The sequence below is a fragment of the Paenibacillus sp. IITD108 genome (assembly GCF_036541265.1).
Lineage (GTDB): Bacteria > Bacillota > Bacilli > Paenibacillales > Paenibacillaceae > Pristimantibacillus.
In genome coordinates, this window is record NZ_JAZHCT010000029.1 from 24,190 (window position 1) to 48,153 (window position 23,964).

Sequence of the window (23,964 nt, forward strand, 5' to 3'; positions counted from 1 at the left end):
GTGATGAAGAAGCCACTGCATGAGCAGCTTCACTTGTCTATAACCGAAATCGATGAGCTGCTGCTGCACATTATCCAGTCGGATGATGAGCTGCAGCGGCCTTCTTTGCTTTATTCCAGCATCGAATGCTTGATTGCAGCAGGAGGCAAACGGCTGCGCCCTATAATGGCGCTTGTCGGCGGCAGATTCGGGACGCCTGAGCGTGCTCACCTTGCGTGGAAGGCAGCAGGTTTGCTTGAGTATATGCATATGGCATCATTAATTCATGATGACGTTATAGACGCCTCGCCGCTGCGGCGCGGCGAGCAGTCGCTGCATGCTGCGACTGATATAGGCACAGCGGTTCATGCCGGCAATTATATGCTGGCAAGAGCGTTGGAATGGTCGAGCGACGACGAGCTGATCGATGGCGACTTTTATATGGGAGCCGAGCTTGCAGCGCTTATAACCGAGCTTTGCATAGGGGAGTACAATCAGCTGCAGCATCGTTTTGATTTCAATATGACGCTCGATCAATATTTGGATAAAACAAAGAGAAAAACAGCTTTGCTGATGGGAGCGTGCATGTCGGCGGGCGCTCGAGCGGCAGGGGCGGACGAAGCTACGGCTAATCGGTTATATGAGTTTGGCGAAGCGCTGGGCATCGCCTTTCAAATTCAGGACGATCTGCTCGATTTCACAAGCAGCAGCGAGCAGCTGGGCAAGCCTTCAGGCGCGGACCTGCGCAGCGGCAATATTACACTGCCTGTTATATACGCGCTTGAAGATGAAGGCTTAAAAGCGCTGCTGCTGCCGCTTCACGCCGATGCCAGCGAGGCGCAGTTCAGCGAAGCGCTGGAAGCTGTCCGGCAAAGCGATGCGCTCGTCCGCAGCAGGCAGCTCGCCGAGCAATATACTTTAAAGGCTAAAAGCATTATGCAGCATTTTGAAGGCCATCCTGGCAAAAATGATTTACAGGTGCTGGTACATTATTTTTTGGGGAAATCATAGAATGACGCACTCGATTTAGTAAAGCAAAAACGGCTCGCAGGTCTAAAATGACTTGCGAGCCGTTTATTATTGATCAGCGTCAGGCCAGCAGCGCAGCGGCAATCATCGCAGCACCTGTCAGCTGATAGATCATAATAGTTCGTGCATTTGAACCTAGAAATTGAGGCAAGTTATCTAAATTGCGGGAAGCAATATGGATGGACTGAACGGCAAGCGGCAGTGTGAGAAGGCCAAGCAGCCAGAAGTAATTGCTGCTTGCTATGGCCAAGGCTGCGATACTGATGTAGGCGCCTGCGTAAAGCAATGCATAAACCTTTAATCCTCTAGCTTTACCGATCCGCACTAGCCAGTTGCGTTTGCCGCCCTTCATATCGGCTTCATAGTCTGGATACTGATTTATCCACAAAACAGCCGTAATGAGAAAGGCTAGCGGAAGGCCGATAAAGGCTGCGTAGACATCAAGCACACCAGTAAGCATGACATACATGCCAGTCATAACAAGCGGGCCGAAGGTGAGGCCGACAGCAGCCTCCCCCAAGCCATTGTAATTGAGCTTGAACGGAGGGAGGCTATAAAATACGGCCAGCACGCCGCCGATCATGCCGATCCAGAAAACATTAGGCTCTCGAACAAGTGCAATATATAGCCCAATGAAAAACGCGATTGCCAACGTAATAAAGGCAATAATGGCCGTTTCAATCATGGAGAGCTTGCCATCTACAATTGTCTTTTTACCGCCGCTGAACGGAGTCCGCTTGTCAGCTGTCACATAGCGATCAACGCCGGTCCAATAATCAACAAATTCATTTACAGCGTTTTTGCCTATTTCGATTAAATAAATGCCAGCCAGAGCCAGCAGCACCCAGCTCCAGTCAACTGATTTTTCTTTGTTGTATGCAAGCGCAGTGGCGATCAGCATAGGCACGGTTGAAGCAATCCATATTTTGGGGTCTGCTAGCTGCCAAAATCCGCTCCATAGCCTGCGATTCAGGTTCAAGCTGTTCATATAAACCATCCTTTCAATTGAACAATGAGATGAAGGCGATCGGCAGGGAGAATGAAAGTAAAAATAACGTATCCATACGCTGCCAGACCATTTGGCGATATTGCGAGCGCGGCGCGCCAAGGCGATAGCTGCGTGCCTCCATGGCATCTGCCAGGCTTGCGGCTCGGCGGAAGGAGCTGGCCGTAACCGGAACTAGCAGCGCAATAATCAGCTTGGCTTTTTCTTTAAGCGGCCGATTGGCTAGTGAAAAGCCGCGGGATACTTGAGCCTTCCAAATCCGCTCTGATTCTTCGAATATTGTAGGAATAAATCTGAGCGAAATGGAGAGCATGAGCGCCAGCCGATCAATAGGCAAGCCGATCCTTTGGAGCGGGCGCAGAAGGCTGCCCAGTGCGCCGGCTATTCGATCCGGCTGCGTAGTAAAGCTTAGTACAGCTGCGAAAGTGATGAACAATGTCATGCGACCGGCGGATACAAGCCCTTTCTCCAGTCCGCCGGAATAGATGGAGAACGTGCCTGCCTTAAGCAATCGTGCTCCTTCAGCGTGAAAAAAAATGTGAAATAACGCGATGAAGGCAATTAAAAATAAAAGCGGTTTAATAGCCTTGATATAGTACGCAAACGGAATTTTCGACAGAACCATGACTATGAACGTAAAAGCCAATGCAATTATTAAAGTAACGTAGGAATTAATGAGAAACACGGCTGCCATAAAGAGGAGCATGCCTGCCAGCTTGGAGCGGGGGTCCAGACGATGCAGCAAGGAATGTCCGTCAATATAGCGGCCCAGCATCAATTTGTGCTTCATTGCCCCTCTCCTTTCTTAAAGTATAGGAAAGTATATCATTCTGCATACTTTCTCTATATTTCTCCGGAATGAAACTCGCGATCGCCAAAGGACGGCGATAGCCGTTTCACCTTGACGAGTAAAGCTAAGCATCAGGAGCTCTCTTGAAGGGCTGCTTTTATAGCGGCAGCAAGTCCTGATGCATCCGGATATTGGTGCCGCTCGCTTAACCCTAGCGATTCCTGCAAAGCGAAATATAATTGATAGGCGGCCGGGATTTGCAGTCCAGCGGCGTCTAGGACATCTGTTCGGCGCATTAACGTATACGGCTCTCCTGAAAAAAGGATTTTCCCTTTATGCATAACGATCATTTGATTCGTATATGGCAGCACTTCCTCTAAGGAATGGGTAACGACAATAACCGTGCGCTGCTGCTCCTGGCATTGGTGATGCAGCAGCTGCATAAGCTCAGACCTGCTCGATGTGTCTAAAGATGCGGTCGGCTCATCAAGCACAATAATATCCGGCTTTGCTGCCAATACGGATGCGATGGCAGCCTTGCGCATTTGGCCAGAGCTCAATTGATAAGGCGTTTTGGCAAGCAGCGCTTCGTCCAGACCCATAGCTTCCGCTGCGGATCGCGCAGCAAGCTCTGCCTCGGCTGCGCTAGCTTCAAAGTTAAGCGGTCCATAGAGCAAATCCTTCCAAATCGTTTGCTGGAATAGCTGCTGCTCGGGATATTGAAAAACAAGGCCGACGCGTTGGCGCAGCTGCTTCGGCAATTTGGCCGGATGTGCGGGAATGACCATATCGAGCAGATGAATCGAACCGTGATCGGCTCTAAGCAGCCCGTTAAGATGCTGCAGCAAGGTTGATTTGCCTGATCCGGGAGCCCCTACAATCGTAATGAACTGATTAGCTCCCAATGAGAAATTAATATGATCAAGAGCCAGCTGCTCCTTTAACGCTCGCTCTTTGTAGCTGTAAGAGACCTGCTCGAACGTAATGCCCATAGCTTATTCAGCACCTCCTGCTCGCTTAATAAATCGCCGATATCAATTCCTTGAAGCTTGAGCTCCCTGCATAGCTCCAACGCATAAGGAGCTTTAAGCCGGCATGCATCCAGCAAAGGCTGCTGTTTAAGCAGCGTTTCCGGTTTTCCATCTGCCAGGATGGTGCCTTCATGGAGCATAATAAGGCGGTCGGCAGCTGCAAGCTCCTTTATATCATGCGATATTGTAATGACTGTTTGCTGCTGCTCAGCCGTTATTTTTTTTACATAGGCAAGAAAGCGGTCGCGGAAGGAGCTGTCGAGCATAGAGGTTGCTTCATCCAAAATAACAATGCTCGGCTTCATCGCAAGCACCGCCGCCAGCGCAGCACGCTGCTTTTGCCCGCCTGACAATGTGGCGGGATGGCGATCGAGCAATGAGGTCAAGCTCAGCAGCTCTGCATATTCCTCGATTCGCTGCTCGATCTGCTCACCTGGCAGACATAAATTTTCTAAACCAAAGGCTATGTCATCCCGAATGGTAAGTCCGATAAATTGATCATCAGGGGAGGCAAAAACATAGCCGATGCGAGAACGGATATCATATACATGCTCTGCCCGGAGCGGCAGGCCGTGGATCGCAATATCGCCGCTTTCTGCTTGCAGCAAGCCGTTGAGCAGACGCGCTAGGGTAGATTTTCCAGAGCCGTTGCTGCCGGCGAGAGCGACCCATTGTCCGGCGGGAATTGTCACAGACAGCTGATCCAGCACAGCATGACTGCCGCGATTGAAGCTGACTTTATTAAATTGTATGGCAGGTGGGCGGTTGAAGCTGTTAGGCAAGGAAGACATGCTGCAACTCCTTTCAGCTTTGAGGATTGCGCAGAGCAAGCAGCTGCAATCGGTTAAGCGATTGAATGAGATGACTGGAGGCTGCGCCGACAAATATACCGGTTGCTATGCCTGCCAGCAGCAGAAAAGGCAAGTAATAAAAGATTTTCGCAGTGCCGAGCACAATGGAAGCTGCCAGCAGCTGACCCAGATTATGAACGATGCCGCCCATAACACTGGTCATCATCAAGCTGAACTGCTTGGCGCCGAATCTTACCATTATATACATGATCATAAAGCTGCCCAGCGCGCCAAGCACGCTGAACAAAAAGGTGGAAAAGCTGCCAAGAATAAAGGCAGTAAGCAATGTTTTAATAAATATTAGCAGCAAGGCGTCCTTGCCCCCAAAACAAACTAGGCACGTCAGAACGACGATATTGCCAAGCCCCAGCTTTGCGCCCGGTATCGTTACCGTGAACGGAATTAGCGCTTCTACTACGCCAAGCACGACAGCTAGTGAAGCAAACATGGAAACAATAATCAGCCTTCGCAGTTGATACTGATCAGGAGGCAAACGCATCGACCCCTTCCTCGTCATCAGGCCCTATAATTTCTACAAAAACACGATTAGGCAAACAAACAATTTTTTCATTGACGGAATGAACATGGCCGAAGCCAATACAAATATGGTCAGGACAATCAGACTCCACCATCTCTATGCCGTAATTGGAAACCTTCAGACGATTGTAGCCCCGCTCTGAGCGAATTTCGATTTCATATTCCTCTTCTGTGAGTGCCACCGTATCATAATGCTCTCCATTTACATAGATAGAGGCAAACGCCGCTTCTTCATGACTGCGGCCCCCGCCGAGCGCGGAATATCCGAACCAGGCAAGCGCAACTATAAGCAGCGCAGCGATCATAATATCGCCTCGTTTCATAGCGCTCTACTCCTATCTGCTGTAAGTTACTTTAAGATTATCACCTTCTGCCATACGCGAGAATGACATTTGTCACAGGCTAATGCTGAAAGGTTTGATAAACTCAATTCAGAATAGAAGAAAGTATTCTTGGATTCGTTGGTGGAGGGGATAGCATGCGCTTTAAAAATATAGGAATCATGATTTTAGTCACTTGCCTGTTTATTATATCCGGCTGCAAGCCTGCAGGCTCAAGCGACACTCCGAAAGCGAAGCTTCCGATAAGCGAAAATTATTTCATTTTCGATACGGTCGTTAGCGTGAGAGTATACGACGAGCGCATGAACGTTTCTCATTTTGCTGAGATTAAAAAATTGCTGGAGCATATTAATGAGACGATGAATCGCTTTGAGGAAAACAGCGAGGTTACAAAAATCAATCAGTTTGCAGGCAGTTCAGCAGTACAGGTATCCAAGGAAACCTTCTATATTATTAAGACAGCCAAAGAATATGCGGAGCTTTCCGGCGGGAAGTTTGATCCGACTATTGGCCCTTTAGTTGATTTGTGGGCAATCGGCAATGGAGGCGTCAAAGCTCCATCTCGCGCAGCAATAGAGGAAGCGATGAAGCTTGTAGATTACAAAAAGCTGCTGCTCGATGAAAGCCGTTCGTCTGTCCAGCTTAAGGATTCGGATATGACGCTTGATCTGGGAGCGATCGCCAAAGGCTATGCAGCTGATGTTGTGGCGGATTATTTGCAGAAGCAAGGCTTCGCCAGCGCCATTATTGATCTTGGCGGCAATATCGTCGCCATGGGCAGCAAGCCGGATCAATCGGCATGGTCGATCGGTATACAAAGTCCGGAGGAAAAGCGGGGAGCGCATTTAGGCACTCTTCCGGTACGGAATAAAACGATTGTAACTTCCGGCGTCTATGAAAGGTATTTTAAAGATAATGGTCAAGTGTACCATCATGTTCTGGATCCGTTCACAGGGTATCCTGCCAGCAATGAGCTGGCCAGTGCAACAATTATAACGGACAATTCCATGAATGCAGATGCGATGTCGACCGCAGTGTTTGTGCAAGGCTTGCAGGAGGGGATGGCCTTTATTGAATCGACCGACAATGCAGAGGCTATTTTTGTAACAAACGATCATAAGGTTTATATCACTTCCGGACTTAAGAACATATTCAAGCTGACCAGCGACGATTACCATTTTGCAGAGTAAGAAAAGCTTAGTAGTTGAAAGGGGATGACGTCATGAATCGTTCAATGAAGATATCTGCCAACCAGATCGATAACGGCTATCGCTTGCCGATTCGAACCGCCTCTATGTTTTCTAAGGAGCATATCCGTATGCTGAATGAAGTAGCGACGACTAAACAACTTGAAGAGAATGAGTATTTGTTTCAGGAGGGTGCAGTAGCCGACCGCATTTTTTTTGTCCACTCCGGCAGCGTTAAATTGTACCGAATGCTGAAGGAAGAAGCAGCGAGCACGATGGCGCTTTACTTCACAGGCGATTTATTTGGCGAAATGAATACTGCTGCTCATGTCATTCATCAGCACAGAGCAGTAGCGATGGAAAAGTCAGTTGTGGGTGAAATAATGCAAAAAGATGTGAATGCTTTAATTCGCTCAAGCGGTCAATTTGCTGAAGCCTTCGTCGCCTGGTCGGGTCTTATGAACCGAATCACACAAAGCAAGCTGCGCGATTTTTTGCATTACGGAAAATCGGGTGCGCTCTGTGCACTATTGCTGCGTCTAGCTAATACTTATCCGGCGGAACGGGGCGGGAACCGCTATATTGATAAACGGATTACGAATGCTGACATGGCTGGAATGATTAGCGCTACTCGGGAAAGTGTGAACCGGCTGCTGGGTGATTTGAAGGAAAAAAAGATTATTTCCATGATGGAAGGGAAGATTGTGCTGCACAATATTCCCTACTTGAAGAAAGTGTGTAATTGTGACAATTGTCCAATAGAAATATGTAGGATGTAGCGGAATTTCCTGTTGATTTTTCAATTTTTCTTTGTATAATTCTAGGTGACATGCAATGATAGACGGCAGGGGAAATAAGCTAAATTGCGGGGGTGGCAAATCATGTCGATATTTTTAGGCGGACAGCGGGTATTGCCAGCTACGAATAAATTAAAGGATGTGGAGGCTATTTTGGCCTCCCCTTTTTCGTATATGGTGCTGCTTGGCGGTCACTTGGGACAGCTGAAGCCTACCGTTGACCTGGCAAAGCAGCATGGCAAGAAAGTGCTGCTGCATGCGGATTTAATAGACGGCCTGAAAAATGACGAGTATGCTGCTGAGTATTTATGCCAAACAATTCAGCCTGCCGGCATTATATCTACCCGTGCAAGTGTAATAAGCCGGACTAAAAAAAATGGCTTGATCGCCATTATGCGTCTGTTCCTTATCGATTCGGATGCGATGGAGCGAAGCTATACGATGCTGGAGAAGCAGCGGCCGGATTTTATCGAGGTGCTGCCAGGCGTTATTCCAGATGTCATTACTGAGGTAAAGGAGCGCAGCGGAATACCGATTATTGCAGGCGGCCTTATTCGAACAGACGAGCATGTGCAGCAGGCATTGGATGCCGGCGCTACGGCTATTACAACATCTAGAAAAGAACTATGGAGAAATTGGAAATAATAAGGAGTGAGTGAATAAGTGAACGAAAACTATATCTTAACGCTGGACCAAGGCACAACTAGTACGCGGGCTATGCTGGTGGACAAAAAAGGAAGCATTGTCGAGATGGTGAAGCAGGAATTAAAGCTCAGCTATCCAGAGCCGGGGTGGGTTGAGGTCGATGCTGAGCAAATATGGCATTCTTCGCAATCCCTTCTAGCCGAATTAACGGGAAAAGTAGCGGTTAAGGCGCAGCAAATTGCCGCGATAGGCATTACAAATCAACGCGAGACGACGGTTATTTGGGATAAAGCGACAGGGAAGCCCATTCATTCTGCGATCGTGTGGCAATCGAGACAATCAGCTGATATTTGTGAGCAGTTAAAAGAAAACGGTTACGAGAAGCTTATTCATGAGCGAACCGGTTTGCTTATTGATCCTTATTTCTCTGCCACAAAAATTAAGTGGCTGCTGCAGCATGTTGATGGAGCTGAAGAAAGAGCAAAGCGTGGAGAGCTGCTTTTTGGAACGATTGATACATGGCTTATTTGGAAGCTAACTGGCGGTAAGGTTCATATTACCGATGTTTCCAACGCTTCCCGGACGATGCTGTTTAATATTCACAAGCGCAGCTGGGACGATCAATTGCTGGAGGTATTGGACATTCCTGCATGTATGCTGCCGCAGGTGCGTTCATCCTCAGAAGTTTATGGCATGACCGAAGCAAGCATATTCGGCGAGCCAGTTGCAATAGCAGGCGCTGCCGGCGATCAGCAGGCTGCTTTGTTTGGGCAGACTGCTTATCATAAAGGGGATACTAAAAATACGTACGGAACCGGCTGCTTTATGCTGATGAATACGGGTGATCAGGCCATAATGTCGGATAAGGGCTTGCTTACAACGATCGCTTGGGAAGTAGACGGCAAGCTGGAATATGCTTTGGAGGGCAGTGTATTTGTTGCGGGCGCAGCCATAACCTGGCTACAGGAAGGATTGGAGCTGATTCAATCAGCAGCGCAATCGGAAGAGCTGGCAGCGCAGGCGGAATCAACGGAAGGCGTGTATGTTGTACCTGCATTTGTAGGGCTTGGCACCCCGTATTGGAACAGCGATGTCCGAGGAGCTGTTTTCGGCCTGACACGCGGTACGAACCGTTCGCATTTTGTAAGGGCTGTTTTGGAATCGCTTGCGTACCAATCCAAGGATGTGCTTGCGGTTATGGAAGCCGAAGCCGGATTGAAGCTGCAATCGCTATATGTTGACGGCGGGGTAGTCGCTAACAATTTGCTTATGCAATTCCAAAGCGATTTGCTAGGCGTTCCGGTTGTTCGGCCGCAAAGCAATGAATCGACCGCCTTAGGGGCTGCTTATTTAGCAGGCCTGGCTGTGGGCTTCTGGAAGGATAAGGCGGAAATTGCGAGCATGCGCGCGGTCGCCAAAACATTCATCCCTTCGGAAGAGGAGCAAAAATATAAACAGCTTTATGAAGGCTGGCAGCGAGCCGTAAAAGCCGCTATGGCTTTTGTATCATAGTTGTGCTAAAGTAGAACTAAGTTAATATTCGGTTGGAGAATTGGAGAAACCACCGTAACCGCTTCTTTCTGTGAGAATTGAAGCGGTTATAGTGGTTTCTTTTTTGTTTAATACTAAGGGAGGTCATTAGATGAGTCATATGAATCAAGCAAGTTTTAGTGCCAATAATCGAGAGGCTTTGCTCAAACGAATGGAGCAGGGGCCGCTGGATTTGCTTATTATAGGGGGCGGAATTACGGGTGCAGGCATTGCGCTCGATGCGGCGGCAAGGGGGCTCAAGGTAGCGCTGGTGGAAATGCAGGACTTTGCTGCAGGCACCTCCAGCCGCTCGACCAAGCTTGTTCATGGCGGCCTGCGCTATTTGAAGCAGCTGGAAATCGGCGTTGTTGCTGAAGTTGGCAAGGAAAGAGCGGTAGTATATGAGAATGGGCCGCATGTCACAACTCCGGAATGGATGCTGCTGCCGCTTTACAAGGGCGGAACATTCGGACCTTTTTCAACGTCAATCGGTTTGCGTGCATATGACTTTTTAGCAGGCGTGAAAAAGCAGGAAAGACGTAAAATGCTTAGTACCGCTGAAACGCAAAAAATGGAGCCGCTGCTGAAAAAAGAAGGCATGAAGGGCGGGGGCTATTATGTGGAGTATCGTACGGATGACGCCCGCTTGACGATCGAGGTCATGAAGAAGGCGGCGGAGTATGGCGCAATTGCAGTCAATTATGCCAAGGTAGATTCGCTTCGCTATGACAGTGGCGGCAAAGTAATTGGCGCAGTTGTTCAAGATCAAATCGACGGTCAATCCTACGAGATTAATGCAACCAAAATCGTGAACGCCACCGGACCATGGGTTGATAAGGTAAGGGAGCTGGATAAATCGAAGCAAGGAAAAACGCTTCGTCTTACTAAAGGTGTGCATCTTGTGTTCAGTCAGCAAAAATTCCCGCTAAGACAGGCGATTTACTTTGATACAGCCGATAAGCGGATGGTATTTGCTATTCCGCGCGACGGCAAAACCTATTTAGGCACGACAGACACCAATTACAGCGATAATATTGCTCATCCGGTTATGACAGAAGAGGATCGGACTTATTTGCTCGCATGCGCTAACGATATGTTTCCAAGCCTTAAGCTTAAGGCTGCTGACGTCGAGTCCAGCTGGGCTGGACTTCGCCCGCTTATTCAGCAGGAAGGCAAGGATCCTTCCGAAATATCGCGTCGAGATGAAATTTTTGTATCGCCATCCGGACTTGTATCGATAGCTGGCGGCAAATTAACAGGGTATAGAAAGATGGCTGAAACAGTCGTCGACAAGGTTATTTCTATTATGAACAGCGAAGGGCTGGGCGCAGCCTACTCTTCATGCGTAACTAAGGATATTCCTATGTCCGGCGGTGATATCGGGGGCTCCAGGCAGCTGCCGGCCTTTATCCAAAAATACAGAGCTTTAGGCCAGAATTACGGCTTTACGGCGGAAGAATCGGAATTTTTGGCAGGGCGCTATGGCTCTAATGTGAGCGGCATGCTGGAGAAGGCAGCTGAGGCAGCAGCATGGGGTCAGCCGTTCCATTTATCTCCGCTCGTCAGTTTGCAGCTTTACTATGCGATTCGTAATGAAATGACAGTAAAACCGGTTGATTTCTTTATAAGAAGAACTGGAGATCTCTTCTTCAATATTAATCAGGTTCGCCAATATGCGGCAGCTGTTATTGAAGCGATGTCCGATCATTTCGAGTGGTCAGGCGAGCAAAAGCATTTATTTACAGATGAGCTTAACGAAGCTATTCACGATGCTGTGAACCCGGCTAAATAATCATCTAAATAATCATCAAAATAATTATACACTGAGCTTTTTACGGTGAGGGACCTGCATTGCTTGCATTGCTTGCAATGCTTGTGGAGCTTGCAATGCTTGCAGAGCTTGCATGTGGAGGAGATTGGACACACGTTCCGTTATTTGCCCTAAAAATGCTGTTTTTGAAATTTCGCGGACACACATTCCGTTATCGACTCATTTTTCGGCTTTTGCGATGTATTTTTGGTGCAATAGCGGAACGTCTGTCACTATTGCCTAGCAAATCAAGCTATTTAAGCACAATAGCGGAACGTCTGTCCAAGTTACGGATGCTTTTTCCTCACAAGTTGCGAAATCCGCATATGTAGTAAATTTCGCTTGTCAGGCTGTCGAAAAAACCTTTGTATCACAAAATGTGGTCACTAAAAGCTGTTTTGAGGTGGCACCGACCGATTCTGTATGAAATTTCATATACAAATGTGTTTTTTGGGGCATTTCTGCGAATTGTATATGAAATTTCATATACATTTGGCTGTTTTGAGGTGGCACCGACCGATTCTATATGAAATTTCATACACAAATGTGTTTTTTGGCATTTCTGCGAATTGTATATGATAATTCATATACATTTGGTCGTTTTGAGGTGGCACCGACCGATTCTATATGAAATTTCATATACAATTGGCTGTTTTGATGCGGCGACAGCCTGGCTTATTCTTATATTCCAAAAAGAAACGGTTCATCCATACTAAGGACGAACCGTTTCTTTTCTGTTTTGCCTGTTAAGGCTTGTCCCCTAGCAGCATTGCATTTACATTTGAGACAGCTCTTTGCTAATAATAGTAAGGAATGATTACTCTTGGGTTGCTTCTTCACGATAATCTTCTACTATAACCTCGAGCTCGCCTGTTTCGGGATGAATGACGAATCCATGGACAGGAATAACTTTAGGAAACAGTGGATGATTGCGAATCATTTTAACGCTATGCATGACGCCCTCCTCGGCGCTGCTAAAGCCGCGCAGGAAGCGTTCCATTCTAATACCTGAATTTTCCAAGGTTTGAATAGCTAACGGCTCGATTCCATATTCGGTAAATTTGCTGATCATGCCTTGCGTATCTAGGTTTGTCATACCGCACTCATGGTGGCCTATGACGAGCACTTCTTTGGCGCCCAGCTCGTAGACGGCAACAAGGATGCTGCGCATCGCACTACCGAAAGGCTGTGTAAGAATTGCGCCGGCATTTTTTATAAATTTCGCATCGCCGTTACGCAAGTTAAGCGCCTTAGGCAGCAGCTCGAACAATCGAGAATCCATACACGTTAATATGGCAATTTTTTTATCCGGGAACTTGTCCGTTATATAGTCGACATATCTTTTTTCTTCGACAAATTTTTTGTTGAATTCCAGGAGACGCGGAACAATTGACATTCAAAATCCTCCTTTAAACTTTACCCTGTTTCTTATTATTCAACTATTGTCACTTATAGTCAAATGAAGCTTTTGAGAATTATTAAAGAGGGATCCCAAAACTTCCTGTATTGCCCTTTTAAAAATGGCCCCAGCCTACAGCTTTCGTCAGCGCAGTAAATTAAAATCAAAATCAGGGATCAAGCCTTCGCGGATAGCTCCGGAAAAGAGTGTTGTTATAGCCGCAAAGCCTTCTTCCCCCAAGTCAAGGCTGAACTCGTTAACATAAAGCTTAATATGGGACGCGGCTACTTCCGAAGATAGCTCCTGCGCATGCTCCATCACATAAGCTTGCGATGCCTCGGGATTGTCCCAGGCATACTGCAGGGAGGCGCGAATATGTGCAGCTATAGCTTCCCTGTCTAGCGACCGTTTTGCAATTATAGCGCCAAGCGGAATAGGGTGCCCCGTTTCACTTTCCCACCAGCTGCCAAGATCGACAAGCATATGCAGACCATATGCCGAGTACGTAAAGCGGGCTTCATGAATGACGAGCCCTGCATCGATCTTGCCTGCTTGCACAGCCGGCATAATTTCATGAAAAGGCATCACAATAATCTCTTCTACTCCACCGGGTATATTAGTGGAAGCCCATAGCCTAAAGAGCATATATGCTGTAGACATCTCGCTTGGCACTGCGATTCGTTTCCTCTGCAGCATAGCGCCGTCGTGTATATGGCTCTGTTCAGATGGCGTCTCCTTTGTTAGCAGCAGAGGGCCGCAGCCTCTGCCTAGAGCGCCGCCGCATGGCAATAAAGCGTAGTCTTTGAGTACATGCGGCAGAGCTGCATAGGAAATTTTCATTACCTCAGGACCTTCGCAGCGTGCGGCAAGATGATTTGTAATATCAATATCTGCGTATGTGACTTGAAGCTCAGGGGCATCCTTAACGAGACCGTGCGCCCAAGCATGAAATATAAACGTATCATTCGGGCAAGGCGAGTAAGCAATGTTCATAACCGTATTCGCTCCTTATGGCGTTTGTTCTGTTATACATAATGGTTCGATGGCGCGAAAAGCAGCTTCTAAAGCTGCAAGCGCGTCTTTAATTCTCCATGCGTCGCGATCGCGCGGGCCTACGGCATTGGAAATAGCTCTTAGCTCTACTATTGGCAAATTCCGCAGCTGAGCTGCAGTAGCAACGCCATGCCCTTCCATTCCTTCCGCGGCAGCGCCTGGTGTTTGCTGCAGACGAGCAGCGGCGGTCGCTGAGGTGCCTGTAGCTGTTGCTGCCGTAATAATAGGAGCGATACAGGAGGGCAGCGCTGCAGCCTGAAGCTTGCGGTAAATGGCTTCGCTCCAATAGGCGCTTGCTGGAATGCTGCATTGTCCAAAACCGAGCTGTTCAATTGTAATAAACCCGTCCGCTGATTCTGCCCCCAGATCAGCGGCTGCAATCAAGCTTGAAACGACAAGGCTGCCGATAGCAGCCTGAGGATGAAAGCCGCCGCCAATACCTGCGCTTATTACAAGCTGGTAGGAACCGCCGCCGGCTAGCTCCATGGCAGTTGCAGCAGCAGCAGCTGCCGGCCCGACGCCGCAAGTAATAACCTTGATTGGAGCCTGCTCCGACAGGCCTTGCAGCACGGCTGCTCTTTCAGCTTCAACTGCAACGACAACTAATATAGTTGGATTCATATAGCTTCACCTTTGTTTTTAAAATTAGGTATGATGTACAGATCTTACAATCATCTATTGTTGAACATGATAATAGCATTGTGGGATTGGTACGACAATATGTTTTGGCGATAAATGGCCGGCTGCATTGCAAGGATAAGCGGCTCCGCCGTCTTTTGGTTAGGCGTATTTACCGGTCAATTATAAGAACTTTATAGTGAAAATTATAAAGTCTTATAATTCAAAAAAACAGCTTGGCAAGCAAGCTGTTTTTACAGTGTATCATATAAACTTCCATCTGTGCGATTACAAGTAAGGACGTCGAGGCCGCTTTGTCTTGTTAAAAAACAGTAAGGAAGCGCCACATATAAGCAGCACAATTGCAATATATGGCTGGAATCCGGAAACGGATTGCAGCAAATAGCCTACCGAGAAAACAAAGAAAAATATAACCGCAAGCGATGTAAGGATAACGACTGGAAGCAGCAGCCAGCGATTGCGATTGCCGAACCAGTAAAACTCAAGAAGCCCTACGGCTGGTGCTAATATAAAGCCAGGCCACATATATTTCCAGCTGTCGAACAGCATGGATACCTGGCATACAAGACTTACGGTAAGCAGAATGCCGCCAGGGATCAGCAGGCCGATCCCACGCCGCTGCAGCGCTTGGAAGTACAACCAGTGAAAAAACACGCCTACTGGCATAATAAACATAACAGGCCAGAAATAGTAGAAAAATGAGCTTGGTCCAAATTCATCTCCTGCAATCAGCAGCAGTAAGCCTAGCACAAGCAAAACGATTCCGGCAATGGCTGATGGTTTCATCGTACACTCTCCAATTCAGTTCATTCATAAGTTTTTTTAAATTCACTAAAAGCGATGACGCAGCCTTTCCTCATGATTAGCCATATAATCGCCGGCAGCTGTTGCGACTTCGCTATTTCTATGCTGCATAAACCAAATAATAATGCCTGCGATAATGATGATAGCCATTGCGATAAAGCTGTCGCGCCACGTAAACGTAGCGGTAGGAATAATATTGCAAATGGCAGTGGCAGATGATCCTAACGCCGCAAGCTGAAACGGAGCTGCAAGATCAGGATGGGTAGCGTGACGTCTGCGCGCAGTGTCCAGTGATTGCTTGGTCTGCGATGACGTGCGCTTCATCAGCATGGCAAGCTTGGGGCGAGATAGCATCCAAAGCATTAATATCGGAACCAGCATACAAAAAATTCGTAGCACAACTAGCTGTACATCAAAGGATGTGTACACCGGCCAATGCAGGGTCAGATTCGTAATGACTACAATTAAAGAAAGAAAAATCAAACTTCCAAGCAGATTGTATAATTTACGAGCTCTTTCAAAAAGCTCCTTTTCATGTTGGCTAAGATGCAATTTTGTAGCTTTAAAGCTTGCGTACCAGCTAATAAGGATAAAGCCGATAAATGCGGTTCGTTCCAGACTCACCCATACAGGGTACATGTACAATCCTCCTTTTTAATATAATAGTAAACCTTTAAATTCAAATAAAACAGCCGGCACTAAAATTTATGTACTATTATTATAATTCATCGTACCTTTTGCTGAAAGTATTAGATACCGTCGCTGGTCTCAACTAATCCTAGACTTCAGTCGGGTTTAAAAGGTTGCAAAACCGCCAGTCTGCATAATGCGAGATTACTTCTTATAAAGCGACAATTTACACCTCTTGCGGCAAATGATGAAAAAGATACAATTAAATTATTATAGGACAGGGAGGTGACATATATGAGTGAAGAACTGAACGATGAAGTAAGTCAATCCCAAGAGGAAGAAATCGAGCTAGTGCTTGACGCAGAATTGGAGGAAGCAGCAGCTTCAGTGGAAGATGAAGCAGACGTAGAAGATGATGCAGATGATAATGACGATGAAGAAGATGATCAGGAATAAAAGCAATTATAAACATAGATTTTATGTTATAAGGAAAAGATGAAAGCTGCTCCCTTTGCCTAGTCGCATGGCCAAGAGGACAGCTTTTTAATTATATAAAAGTAAGGTATTGACAAATGAAATAAAATTGATAAACTATATATATGTTATTTAATATAAAAAAGTTAGTAATTAACTTGAATATAAAATCTAGGAGGCAATAATAATGACAAAATCAGCTTGGGCAGTAGATGTAGCGCATTCCGCAATTGAATTTTCAGTTCGTCACATGATGATCGCTAAAGTAAAGGGCTTGTTTCATGAGTTTGAAGCAAAAATTGAAGCAGATCCTTTCGATTTGACTACAGCGGATATTGCGTTTTCCATTGATTTGAACAGTGTAGATACGAGAAATAATGACCGCGATGCGCATCTTCGTTCTGCAGACTTTTTTGAAATTGAGAAATATCCGACAATGGATTTCCAATCGACGTCCATTACAAAAACAGGCGATGACGAATACAATGTAACGGGCAATGTAACACTTCGTGGCGTTACTCATTCCGAAACGTTCAAAGTTGTGTTTGAAGGTGCGGGCAAAGACCCTTGGGGTAATGAAAAAGTAGGCTTTAGCGTGAAAGGATCTTTAAAACGCAGTAACTATGGCTTGACCTATAATGCTGTGCTAGAAACAGGCGGAGTGCTGATTGGCGATGATGTTGCAGTCTCGCTAGATATTGAAGCTTCGCGCGCTCAATAATGCAATGAAATAAGCAGATCCTTTTAAACGCAGCCAGCTGGCAAAACGAACTGTTTTGTCACTGGCTGTTTTTTGTAATATAGGCAAGTATAAGTTTTCACATTATACCTATACCTATATTCCACCGAGAAGAGGCACATCCTTAGCCAAGGACGCGCCGCGTTTCTTCTTGTAAGTTTATGTACTCTTCTACTGTAAAAGTACTTGCTGTTTTCATTTGAAAAGCAGTAGGATAATAGTGAGGCTGTCGATTCATTATGAATAAGGCAAAAGCCTCTAGTTTTATGTTATTTACAGCAGAGAGGAAGTCTGTTATGAAATATATGCGTATGCTGTGCTTGTTGTTCTCGCTGCTGCTTATTTCTTGCTCTAGCACAACTGCAAATGAGCCGTCTGCAACACCTGTTATTGCAGCGCCTGCTAAGACGCCTGCATTGCCTCCGGCAAGTGAACATCCTAGTACAGGGATTGTTATCGGAAAACATGCGAATTATCCTGAGCTGGACATCGTTTCCGATATTGACTGGCAGGAGCATTACCATCATGCCGTACACTATCCGCTGCTTTCGCGGCCAGACATCGATCAGTCGATTAGAGCGCTGCTCGATGAGCGTATCGATGTATATAAAACCGAACTGATAGAAGCACACAGCAAAATAGGCGAGGAAGTCATTCCCGAGCTGCTGATTGAATATGAAATTAAATTTTTATCGGAAAAATATATTGCAGTGCTGTTTACTGAAAATAAATTTTTCGGAGGTGCTAATCAAGAGGTCAATCTGTTTTCTGTAAATATTTCCTTAGAACAAAACAAATTGCTTCAATTAGAGGATATTTTTAAAGCCGATTCTAACTATTTACATGATCTTTCACATTATTGCCGGCAAAAAGTAATCCAAACAGGCCAGCTCGACGATTATTATGATCCGCAGCGGCTGGAAGAGGAGATGGCTCCCGAGCCTGATAATTTCAAGACGTTTATTTTAACCGATCATGAGTTGATTTTTTATTTTGATTGGTACCAGCTTGCTGCCAGAACGGCAGGGATTCACACAATTTCTGTCCCGTATGTGGAATGGAATGACAAATGGGAAGCAAACTATGTCCCATATGAGCCGACACCCCCCGCTGCCGTACAGAAGCCTTCTATAAAGCCTGGAGGTACGGAGCCTTCGGAGGGTGAAGCGGAAACGGCGGTGCCGCCTTCAGCATCACCTGTGGTTGCAGCAGAACCGAAGCGCAAAATTGCGCTCACCTTTGATGATGGTCCCCATAAAAAGGTAACGCCGGTCATATTGGATATTTTGAAAAAGAAAGGCGGAAAGGCTACCTTTTTCGTGCTTGGCAACCGGGTGCAATACTATCCGGAAATAATGCAGAGAATGGTGGACGAAGGCCATGAAATCGGCAATCATTCCTGGAACCATTCCGAGCTGACAAAGCTGACAGAAAAAGAAATTGAAGAACAGCTGCTTAAAACACAGCAGGCTGTTTATGATACAGTAGGCATATGGCCCGGCACAGTCAGGCCGCCATACGGCGCATACGACGATATCGTAATCGCCGCTGCGCAATTGCCGATTATGATGTGGTCGGTTGACACGCTGGACTGGAAGCATAGAAATAAAAATAAAGTTATAAAAGCGGCGCTTGCCGGAGCTAAAGACGGCGGAGTGATTCTGTTCCACGATTTGTACAGCTCGACAGCGGATGCGCTTGGCCCGATTATGGATAAACTAACGGCTCAGGGCTATGAATTTGTTACAGTCAGTGAATTGTTTAACCAGCATCCTGAGGATTTATCTTTTGAAGCCGGCCGTGTTTATCGTAATGTCCCTGCAGCCCAATAACCTTACCCTTACAGCCATTATATTTATTATAATATCGATTAAAAGGCGCCCAGCTTGCTGGCGCTTTTTATTTAATTATAAGACTTTATAAGTTTTCACTATAAACTTGTTCTTATAATTCGCCGGCAAACGCACCTGTCCAAGGACGGGGGAGCCGTTTATTCATGTAATACAAAAATTATTTAAAATATTTGACGGGACAAATTACTTCGTATTATACTGAATAAATACTTTAGTGGGTAAACAATATAGAGGGTATACTATGAGCGGATGGGAGGTTTAGTTTTGACCAGGCAGCATATTCTTACTGAATTTGAAGAGCTATATATAGATTTTCAGCGCAAAATAGGCGCAGCGTGGCAGAAAAAAATGGAGCATACCATTTCGAGTTCACAAGGAACAATATTGTTTCGATTGAATGCAGCAGGCCCGCAGAAATTTTCAGCATTGGCTGAAAAATTGGGAATTACGCCCGGAGCCGTGACAAGCTTGTCAGATAAACTCATTAGCGCAGGCTATGCGGAGAGAAAGCGTGATGAGGAGGACCGCCGTGTCATTTATTTAGAAATTACAGAAGCCGGCCGCGAGATTGTAAAAAGTCTCAAGATGGATATTAAAGGCGTGGTGAAATCATTTTTTGAAGGTGTATCGGATGAAGATTTAAAGCACTTGACGAGAATTTATGAGCAGATTTTAAAAAATATTAACGAAATTGAAAAGGGGTAGGAGGAATGGAGCAATTATCAGATAAACGCAAAATTTCGATTATGATTGCGATTATAACAGCATTATTTTTTGCAGCAATTAATCAGACCATTATCGGTATTGCGATGCCGCGAATTATCGCAAGGCTCGGCGGAATGGATTATTACTCCTGGGCGATTACGATTTATTTGCTTACCTCTACGGTAGCCTCCATTCTAGTGGGCAAGCTTTCTGATATTTACGGGAGAAAGCCGTTTATATTATCCGGAATCGGCTTATTTATGATCGGAGCTTTACTTTCAGGCTTCTCAAGCAGCATATTTGAACTGATTACTTACCGCGCAATCCAAGGCGCTGGCGCTGGTGTTATTATGTCTACGGTATTTACAGCGATAGGCGACTTGTATGAGCCCAGGGAACGGGCCAAATGGACAGGAGTTATGAGTGCTGTATTTGGACTGTCAAGCGTGCTGGGACCGCTGTTTGGCGGGTATATTGTCGATCATCTTGATTGGCACTGGGTATTCTGGATCTTCCTGCCGCTGGGCATCGTTGCTTTCGTCTTGATTATGCTCAACTTTCCTAAGACGGCTAAGCGGGAAAATGAATCCGTTGACTATTGGGGTTCCGCTTTGCTTACCTTGACCATAGTACCTATGCTGCTTGCATTCTCATGGGCTGGCCAGGGAGAAGGGAAATATCCTTGGGCCTCGTGGCAAATTATTGGTCTTTTTGCAGCGGCATTAGCAGCTTTCGCTATTTTTATGCAGGTGCAATTGAGAGTAAAGAGCCCTGTTCTTCCACTAGGTCTATTTAAGAACAGCGTATTTACGGTTTCAAATCTAGTCGGATTTTTCTTGAACGCAGGTATGATGGGAGCAATCATATATGTTCCTATATTCGTGCAAGGGGTAAAGGGAATATCACCAACAATGGCTGGTTATGTAGCAATGCCGATGTCGGTTGCGATGCTCGTGACGACGGCCGTTGCCGGACAGCTGATTTCCAAGACCGGGAAGTACAAAAAGATGGCATTAATCGGCTTGGTCATTATGACCCTCGGCATGGTTCTTATGTATTTTATGAAGGCAGATACTTCAATTGGATACCTTATAGGATATATGATTATTTTGGGGCTGGGCATCGGTATCGCTATGCCAGTGTTCTCACTGACTGTTCAGAATGCAGTGTCGCCGAAAATGCTGGGCGTAGCAACAGCGACCTCTCAGTTGTTCCGCAACTTGGGCGGTACAATCGGCATTGCTGTTATGGGCAGTGTAATGAGCTCCAATCTGGCTAAAAGAATGACTGAGCAGGCTTCCGCCAATGCCCAATCGGCAGCTCAGATGGATCCGGCGCTTAAAGAAAAACTGGCCTTGTTTGCTAATCCCCAGGAGCTGCTCGATCAGCCGAAAATAGCCGAGGCGATGAAAAGCTTGCCGCCTGATTTGCAGGCCGCATTTGAGAAAATGCTGGATATGTTCCGCGAAACGCTCAGCTCCGCCATTACGACTACATTTCTTACAGGTGCTATCGTAGCTGCTGTCGCGGTAGTCATTGCCTTGTTCCTTAAAGAAATACCGCTGCGTTCCGCCAAGGATAAAATGCCGAAAGCTGCTGTATCCGGCAAAGAAACCGCAGCGAGCTCTGAGTCATAATAATCGAGTGAAAAAGATCGAGCAGAGGGAATCCCCTTTGACTCGATCTTTTTTGAACTCGCCTATATAAAGGATGGCGGAGCTGTTATCCTTGTGCCTAACCCCGTTTCTTCTCCCGGTACTGCCCCGGTGTAATGCCCTCCTGCTTGCGGAAGGAACGAATAAAGTTTTGCGGGTTGTTATAGCGCAGCCGGGCTGCGATATCTTTAATGGGCAGATCTGTCTCAACGAGCCATTGCCGCGCCATTTTAAACCGATACATCGACAAGTATTCGCTGAAAGAATGGCTCGTTTCCTTGCGGAAGACGCTGCTTAAATAGTTGGCATTATAATGAAGCCTTGAAGCGCATTCCTCCAGCGTAAGATCGGTATCGTAATGATGCTGCACCAAATCGATAATTTTTTCGGATATATTATGATATTGGGCTTCTTGCCTATCCTTGAAAATATGAATAAGCGGCTCCATGATGCTTGCTCGGAACCATTCCTCGATTTCTGTCTTCGTCTGCAGGCGAAGCAGCTGCTCCGGCAGCGAGCTGCTGCCGGAATAAACATGGCTGACGCTGATGCCTGATTCCTGCATCATAATGATAATGTTATTTAATAAACGAGATAAAGGAATTTGGTATTCATGCGGCAGCAGCTCGGCTGAAAAAACAGTTTGCAGCAGCTGCTTAAGCAAATCATAAGCATGCTCCTGCTCAGAAAGCTTGATCGCATCAAAAAGCTCATTTTCCAGGTGAGAAGGATAGTTCAGCTGCAGATTTGCCTTGTCAGCTGCTACATTCTCATACTGAATAATAATGCCATGCCCAAGCTTGATTCGCTGCTTGAGCGCTTCTAGCCCTTCGCGATAGGCAGTGCTTATTTGTGAGAAAGAATGGAACGGCAAGCTGAGGCCAAGACTCGTCTGCACACTCAAAACAGCGCTGATCTGCTGCTGCAAATGCTCCGTTACCGCATAAATTTCATTGTGGAACAGTGCGGCATCGCTTTGGCTGCTGCCAAAAATTATTATGACGGTTTGGTCCATAATGACGGACTCCAAGCGTTGTGAGCTCGGGATAAGCTCATCGATAATATTGTGTGCAGCGAACAAGAGCAGATCAAGATCATTTTTGGAATAGCGGCTTTCCTCTAGAAAATCGATTTGCATCGTAATGACTGCCATCGACTTCCAGCTGTCTACTTGCTCGCCATAGCCGAATTGGCGCAGCTTCACTGTCATATCCTGCTCCTTGACGCTGCTTTGCAATGCTTTCATCAAGTAGAAGATGCTCACCTGCTGGATATGCTGGCTCATTTCCTGCTCAAGCTTATGCTTGGATTGGAACAAGTAGTGTACGCGTTCGCCAATCGCTTGAAACTCATCTGTTTTCCTCGCTTTAATATCGGTAAAACGCTCGCCGATTTGATTGAGCAGCAGCTGAATCGGAGAATACATGCGCCTGGATACCAGCCAAGCGATCAGCATGGACAATGCCAGCATAATTAAACAAATATAGAGCGTATATAAGCCTATTTTGTTTGAGTGCTTCATAATGCTGGACATCGATGTGATCGAGACGTATACCCAGCCGTTAAGCTCGGAGCGCAAATAGGAAACAGAATACTCTTTATGGTCTATGGTGGCTTGGAATTGGTTGGAGCTTTTATCCCAGCTTTGCTCGCTTAAGCCGCTTGCCGTAACCGTTTTGCCAATCAGCGCGGCATTAGGATGCAGTAATATGCGCTGCTGGTCATCAAGCACCATCATCGTCGAATGCTGGCTGTCTTTGCTCTCAAGCAGCTGCTCCAGCTGGCATGTTGTAATATTCGCAAAAGCGAGTCCATGCTTGTCCAGACCCGAAGCGGGAAGTTTTTTGACCAGGCTGATCACATTGCCGCAGGCAGCGCCGCCGCGGCCTTGCTCCTCGCTATAAAACCACTCTGCAGGCAGCAGCGTCCAGAAGGAGTTTTCCGGGCTTTCCAGCAGCTCCGAAAGCTGCTCGTTATACGGGTATTGCTCATAAGGGTACAGCCCGGAATTTTTAATCATCCAGTTATACCGTTCGTTGATAAGAACAACATCCTCCAGTTTGGTATCAAAGGATTGCATATGGCGCAGCTCGTTGCGCAGGTCGTCATAAAGCATGAACTGGTCGGCTGAGAGCTGCTGGTTCATCGCTTTTTTCAGCACGGTGGAATTAAGTACCTGGTTAAAGGTATGGTTGACAGTGATCAGCTTCTGCTCTACATTGGAATTGATTTGCATGAGCAGCTGCAAATTGCTTTGATTCACGTTTTGCTTAATTTCCTTGGATGAAGTAACATAAGCGAACGTACCGATAAATAAGACAGGCAGTGTGCTTAGCAGAAATCCGAATATGGTCAATTTACTAAGATAAGAAAGTGATCGCACGACATTCAACATCCCATCTGGAAGTAATCATTAGCTCATGTATAATCATTAGAGTAATTGTAGTAAACGCATACATTTAGGGCAATAATCATCTGCA

23 protein-coding genes are annotated in these 23,964 nt (G+C 46.4%); 11 read left to right on the forward strand and 12 right to left on the reverse strand.

Translation table 11 applies throughout. The features are described from left to right. Window positions 1–3: 3 nt before the first annotated feature. Entirely contained in the window at window positions 4–990 is a 987-nt protein-coding gene (locus V1L65_RS21440) for a polyprenyl synthetase family protein (protein ID WP_331701301.1), read from the forward strand. Between the two features lie 79 nt (window positions 991–1,069). On the opposite strand, the gene V1L65_RS21445 is transcribed toward V1L65_RS21440, so the two are convergent. The 6 genes from V1L65_RS21445 to V1L65_RS21470 form a co-directional block, all read right to left on the reverse strand. Further along, window positions 1,070–1,996, reverse strand: a complete 927-nt coding sequence (locus tag V1L65_RS21445; protein WP_331701302.1) for a prenyltransferase — start codon at window positions 1,994–1,996, stop codon at window positions 1,070–1,072. A gap of 13 nt (window positions 1,997–2,009) precedes the next feature. After that, window positions 2,010–2,804 carry an energy-coupling factor transporter transmembrane component T family protein gene (locus tag V1L65_RS21450; protein ID WP_331701303.1) on the reverse strand — a complete coding sequence of 265 codons (795 nt, stop codon included), beginning with the start codon at window positions 2,802–2,804 and terminating at the stop codon, window positions 2,010–2,012. A 131-nt stretch (window positions 2,805–2,935) separates the two neighbouring features. Continuing rightward, a complete protein-coding gene (locus V1L65_RS21455; protein ID WP_331701304.1) occupies window positions 2,936–3,796 on the reverse strand; it encodes an ATP-binding cassette domain-containing protein in 861 nt (286 codons plus the stop codon). After that, window positions 3,745–4,626, reverse strand: a complete 882-nt coding sequence (locus tag V1L65_RS21460) for an ATP-binding cassette domain-containing protein (protein ID WP_331701305.1) — start codon at window positions 4,624–4,626, stop codon at window positions 3,745–3,747. Before V1L65_RS21460 ends, V1L65_RS21455 begins: the two co-directional genes overlap by 52 nt. A gap of 13 nt (window positions 4,627–4,639) precedes the next feature. Continuing rightward, the gene (locus tag V1L65_RS21465; protein ID WP_331701306.1) at window positions 4,640–5,185 is read right to left on the reverse strand and encodes a Gx transporter family protein; all 546 of its coding nucleotides are present in this window, start codon (window positions 5,183–5,185) and stop codon (window positions 4,640–4,642) included. Next, window positions 5,169–5,546 (reverse strand): NusG domain II-containing protein, encoded by a 378-nt coding sequence (locus tag V1L65_RS21470; protein WP_331701307.1) that lies wholly within the window; start codon window positions 5,544–5,546, stop codon window positions 5,169–5,171. The genes V1L65_RS21465 and V1L65_RS21470 overlap by 17 nt, the downstream gene beginning before the upstream one ends. Before the next feature lie 155 nt (window positions 5,547–5,701). On the opposite strand from V1L65_RS21470, the gene V1L65_RS21475 reads away from it, so the two are divergent. The 5 genes from V1L65_RS21475 (at window position 5,702) to V1L65_RS21495 (ending at window position 11,515) form a co-directional block, all read left to right on the forward strand. Next, window positions 5,702–6,754 (forward strand): FAD:protein FMN transferase, encoded by a 1,053-nt coding sequence (locus tag V1L65_RS21475; protein ID WP_331701308.1) that lies wholly within the window; start codon window positions 5,702–5,704, stop codon window positions 6,752–6,754. Between the two features lie 32 nt (window positions 6,755–6,786). After that, window positions 6,787–7,530: a Crp/Fnr family transcriptional regulator gene (locus V1L65_RS21480; RefSeq protein WP_331701309.1), complete on the forward strand. Its 744-nt coding sequence runs from the start codon at window positions 6,787–6,789 to the stop codon at window positions 7,528–7,530. Window positions 7,531–7,632: 102 nt separating this feature from the next. After that, window positions 7,633–8,193, forward strand: a complete 561-nt coding sequence (locus V1L65_RS21485) for a glycerol-3-phosphate responsive antiterminator (protein WP_331701310.1) — start codon at window positions 7,633–7,635, stop codon at window positions 8,191–8,193. Between the two features lie 18 nt (window positions 8,194–8,211). Beyond that, window positions 8,212–9,705 carry a glycerol kinase GlpK gene (gene glpK, locus V1L65_RS21490; RefSeq protein WP_331701311.1) on the forward strand — a complete coding sequence of 498 codons (1,494 nt, stop codon included), beginning with the start codon at window positions 8,212–8,214 and terminating at the stop codon, window positions 9,703–9,705. Between the two features lie 139 nt (window positions 9,706–9,844). Continuing rightward, entirely contained in the window at window positions 9,845–11,515 is a 1,671-nt protein-coding gene (locus V1L65_RS21495; RefSeq protein ID WP_442955712.1) for a glycerol-3-phosphate dehydrogenase/oxidase, read from the forward strand. Between the two features lie 835 nt (window positions 11,516–12,350). Here the strand turns inward: V1L65_RS21495 and V1L65_RS21500 are convergent. From V1L65_RS21500 to V1L65_RS21520, 5 genes are all read right to left on the reverse strand, one after another. Next, the gene (locus V1L65_RS21500) at window positions 12,351–12,929 is read right to left on the reverse strand and encodes a beta-class carbonic anhydrase (protein ID WP_331701313.1); all 579 of its coding nucleotides are present in this window, start codon (window positions 12,927–12,929) and stop codon (window positions 12,351–12,353) included. Between the two features lie 147 nt (window positions 12,930–13,076). Beyond that, window positions 13,077–13,925 carry a 1,4-dihydroxy-6-naphthoate synthase gene (locus tag V1L65_RS21505; RefSeq protein ID WP_331701314.1) on the reverse strand — a complete coding sequence of 283 codons (849 nt, stop codon included), beginning with the start codon at window positions 13,923–13,925 and terminating at the stop codon, window positions 13,077–13,079. A 15-nt stretch (window positions 13,926–13,940) separates the two neighbouring features. After that, on the reverse strand, window positions 13,941–14,606 hold the full coding sequence (locus V1L65_RS21510; RefSeq protein WP_331701315.1) for a futalosine hydrolase: 666 nt from the start codon (window positions 14,604–14,606) through the stop codon (window positions 13,941–13,943). Between the two features lie 285 nt (window positions 14,607–14,891). After that, on the reverse strand, window positions 14,892–15,410 hold the full coding sequence (locus tag V1L65_RS21515) for a hypothetical protein (RefSeq protein ID WP_331701316.1): 519 nt from the start codon (window positions 15,408–15,410) through the stop codon (window positions 14,892–14,894). A 45-nt stretch (window positions 15,411–15,455) separates the two neighbouring features. Continuing rightward, entirely contained in the window at window positions 15,456–16,067 is a 612-nt protein-coding gene (locus V1L65_RS21520; RefSeq protein WP_331701317.1) for a hypothetical protein, read from the reverse strand. A 285-nt stretch (window positions 16,068–16,352) separates the two neighbouring features. On the opposite strand from V1L65_RS21520, the gene V1L65_RS21525 reads away from it, so the two are divergent. The 5 genes from V1L65_RS21525 to V1L65_RS21545 all read left to right on the forward strand — a co-directional run bounded on the left by V1L65_RS21525 (window position 16,353) and on the right by V1L65_RS21545 (window position 21,466). Then, entirely contained in the window at window positions 16,353–16,514 is a 162-nt protein-coding gene (locus V1L65_RS21525) for a hypothetical protein (protein WP_331701318.1), read from the forward strand. Window positions 16,515–16,719: 205 nt separating this feature from the next. Further along, a complete protein-coding gene (locus V1L65_RS21530; protein WP_331701319.1) occupies window positions 16,720–17,253 on the forward strand; it encodes a YceI family protein in 534 nt (177 codons plus the stop codon). Between the two features lie 257 nt (window positions 17,254–17,510). Then, complete coding sequence (locus tag V1L65_RS21535; protein ID WP_331701320.1) at window positions 17,511–19,103, forward strand: polysaccharide deacetylase family protein; 1,593 nt, start codon at window positions 17,511–17,513, stop codon at window positions 19,101–19,103. 285 nt (window positions 19,104–19,388) lie between these two features. Then, on the forward strand, window positions 19,389–19,829 hold the full coding sequence (locus tag V1L65_RS21540) for a MarR family winged helix-turn-helix transcriptional regulator (protein WP_331701321.1): 441 nt from the start codon (window positions 19,389–19,391) through the stop codon (window positions 19,827–19,829). 5 nt (window positions 19,830–19,834) lie between these two features. Then, complete coding sequence (locus tag V1L65_RS21545; protein WP_331701322.1) at window positions 19,835–21,466, forward strand: MDR family MFS transporter; 1,632 nt, start codon at window positions 19,835–19,837, stop codon at window positions 21,464–21,466. 97 nt (window positions 21,467–21,563) lie between these two features. Here V1L65_RS21545 and V1L65_RS21550 read toward each other — a convergent pair whose 3' ends face one another. Further along, window positions 21,564–23,867: an AraC family transcriptional regulator gene (locus V1L65_RS21550; protein WP_331701323.1), complete on the reverse strand. Its 2,304-nt coding sequence runs from the start codon at window positions 23,865–23,867 to the stop codon at window positions 21,564–21,566. Window positions 23,868–23,964 lie beyond the last annotated feature (97 nt).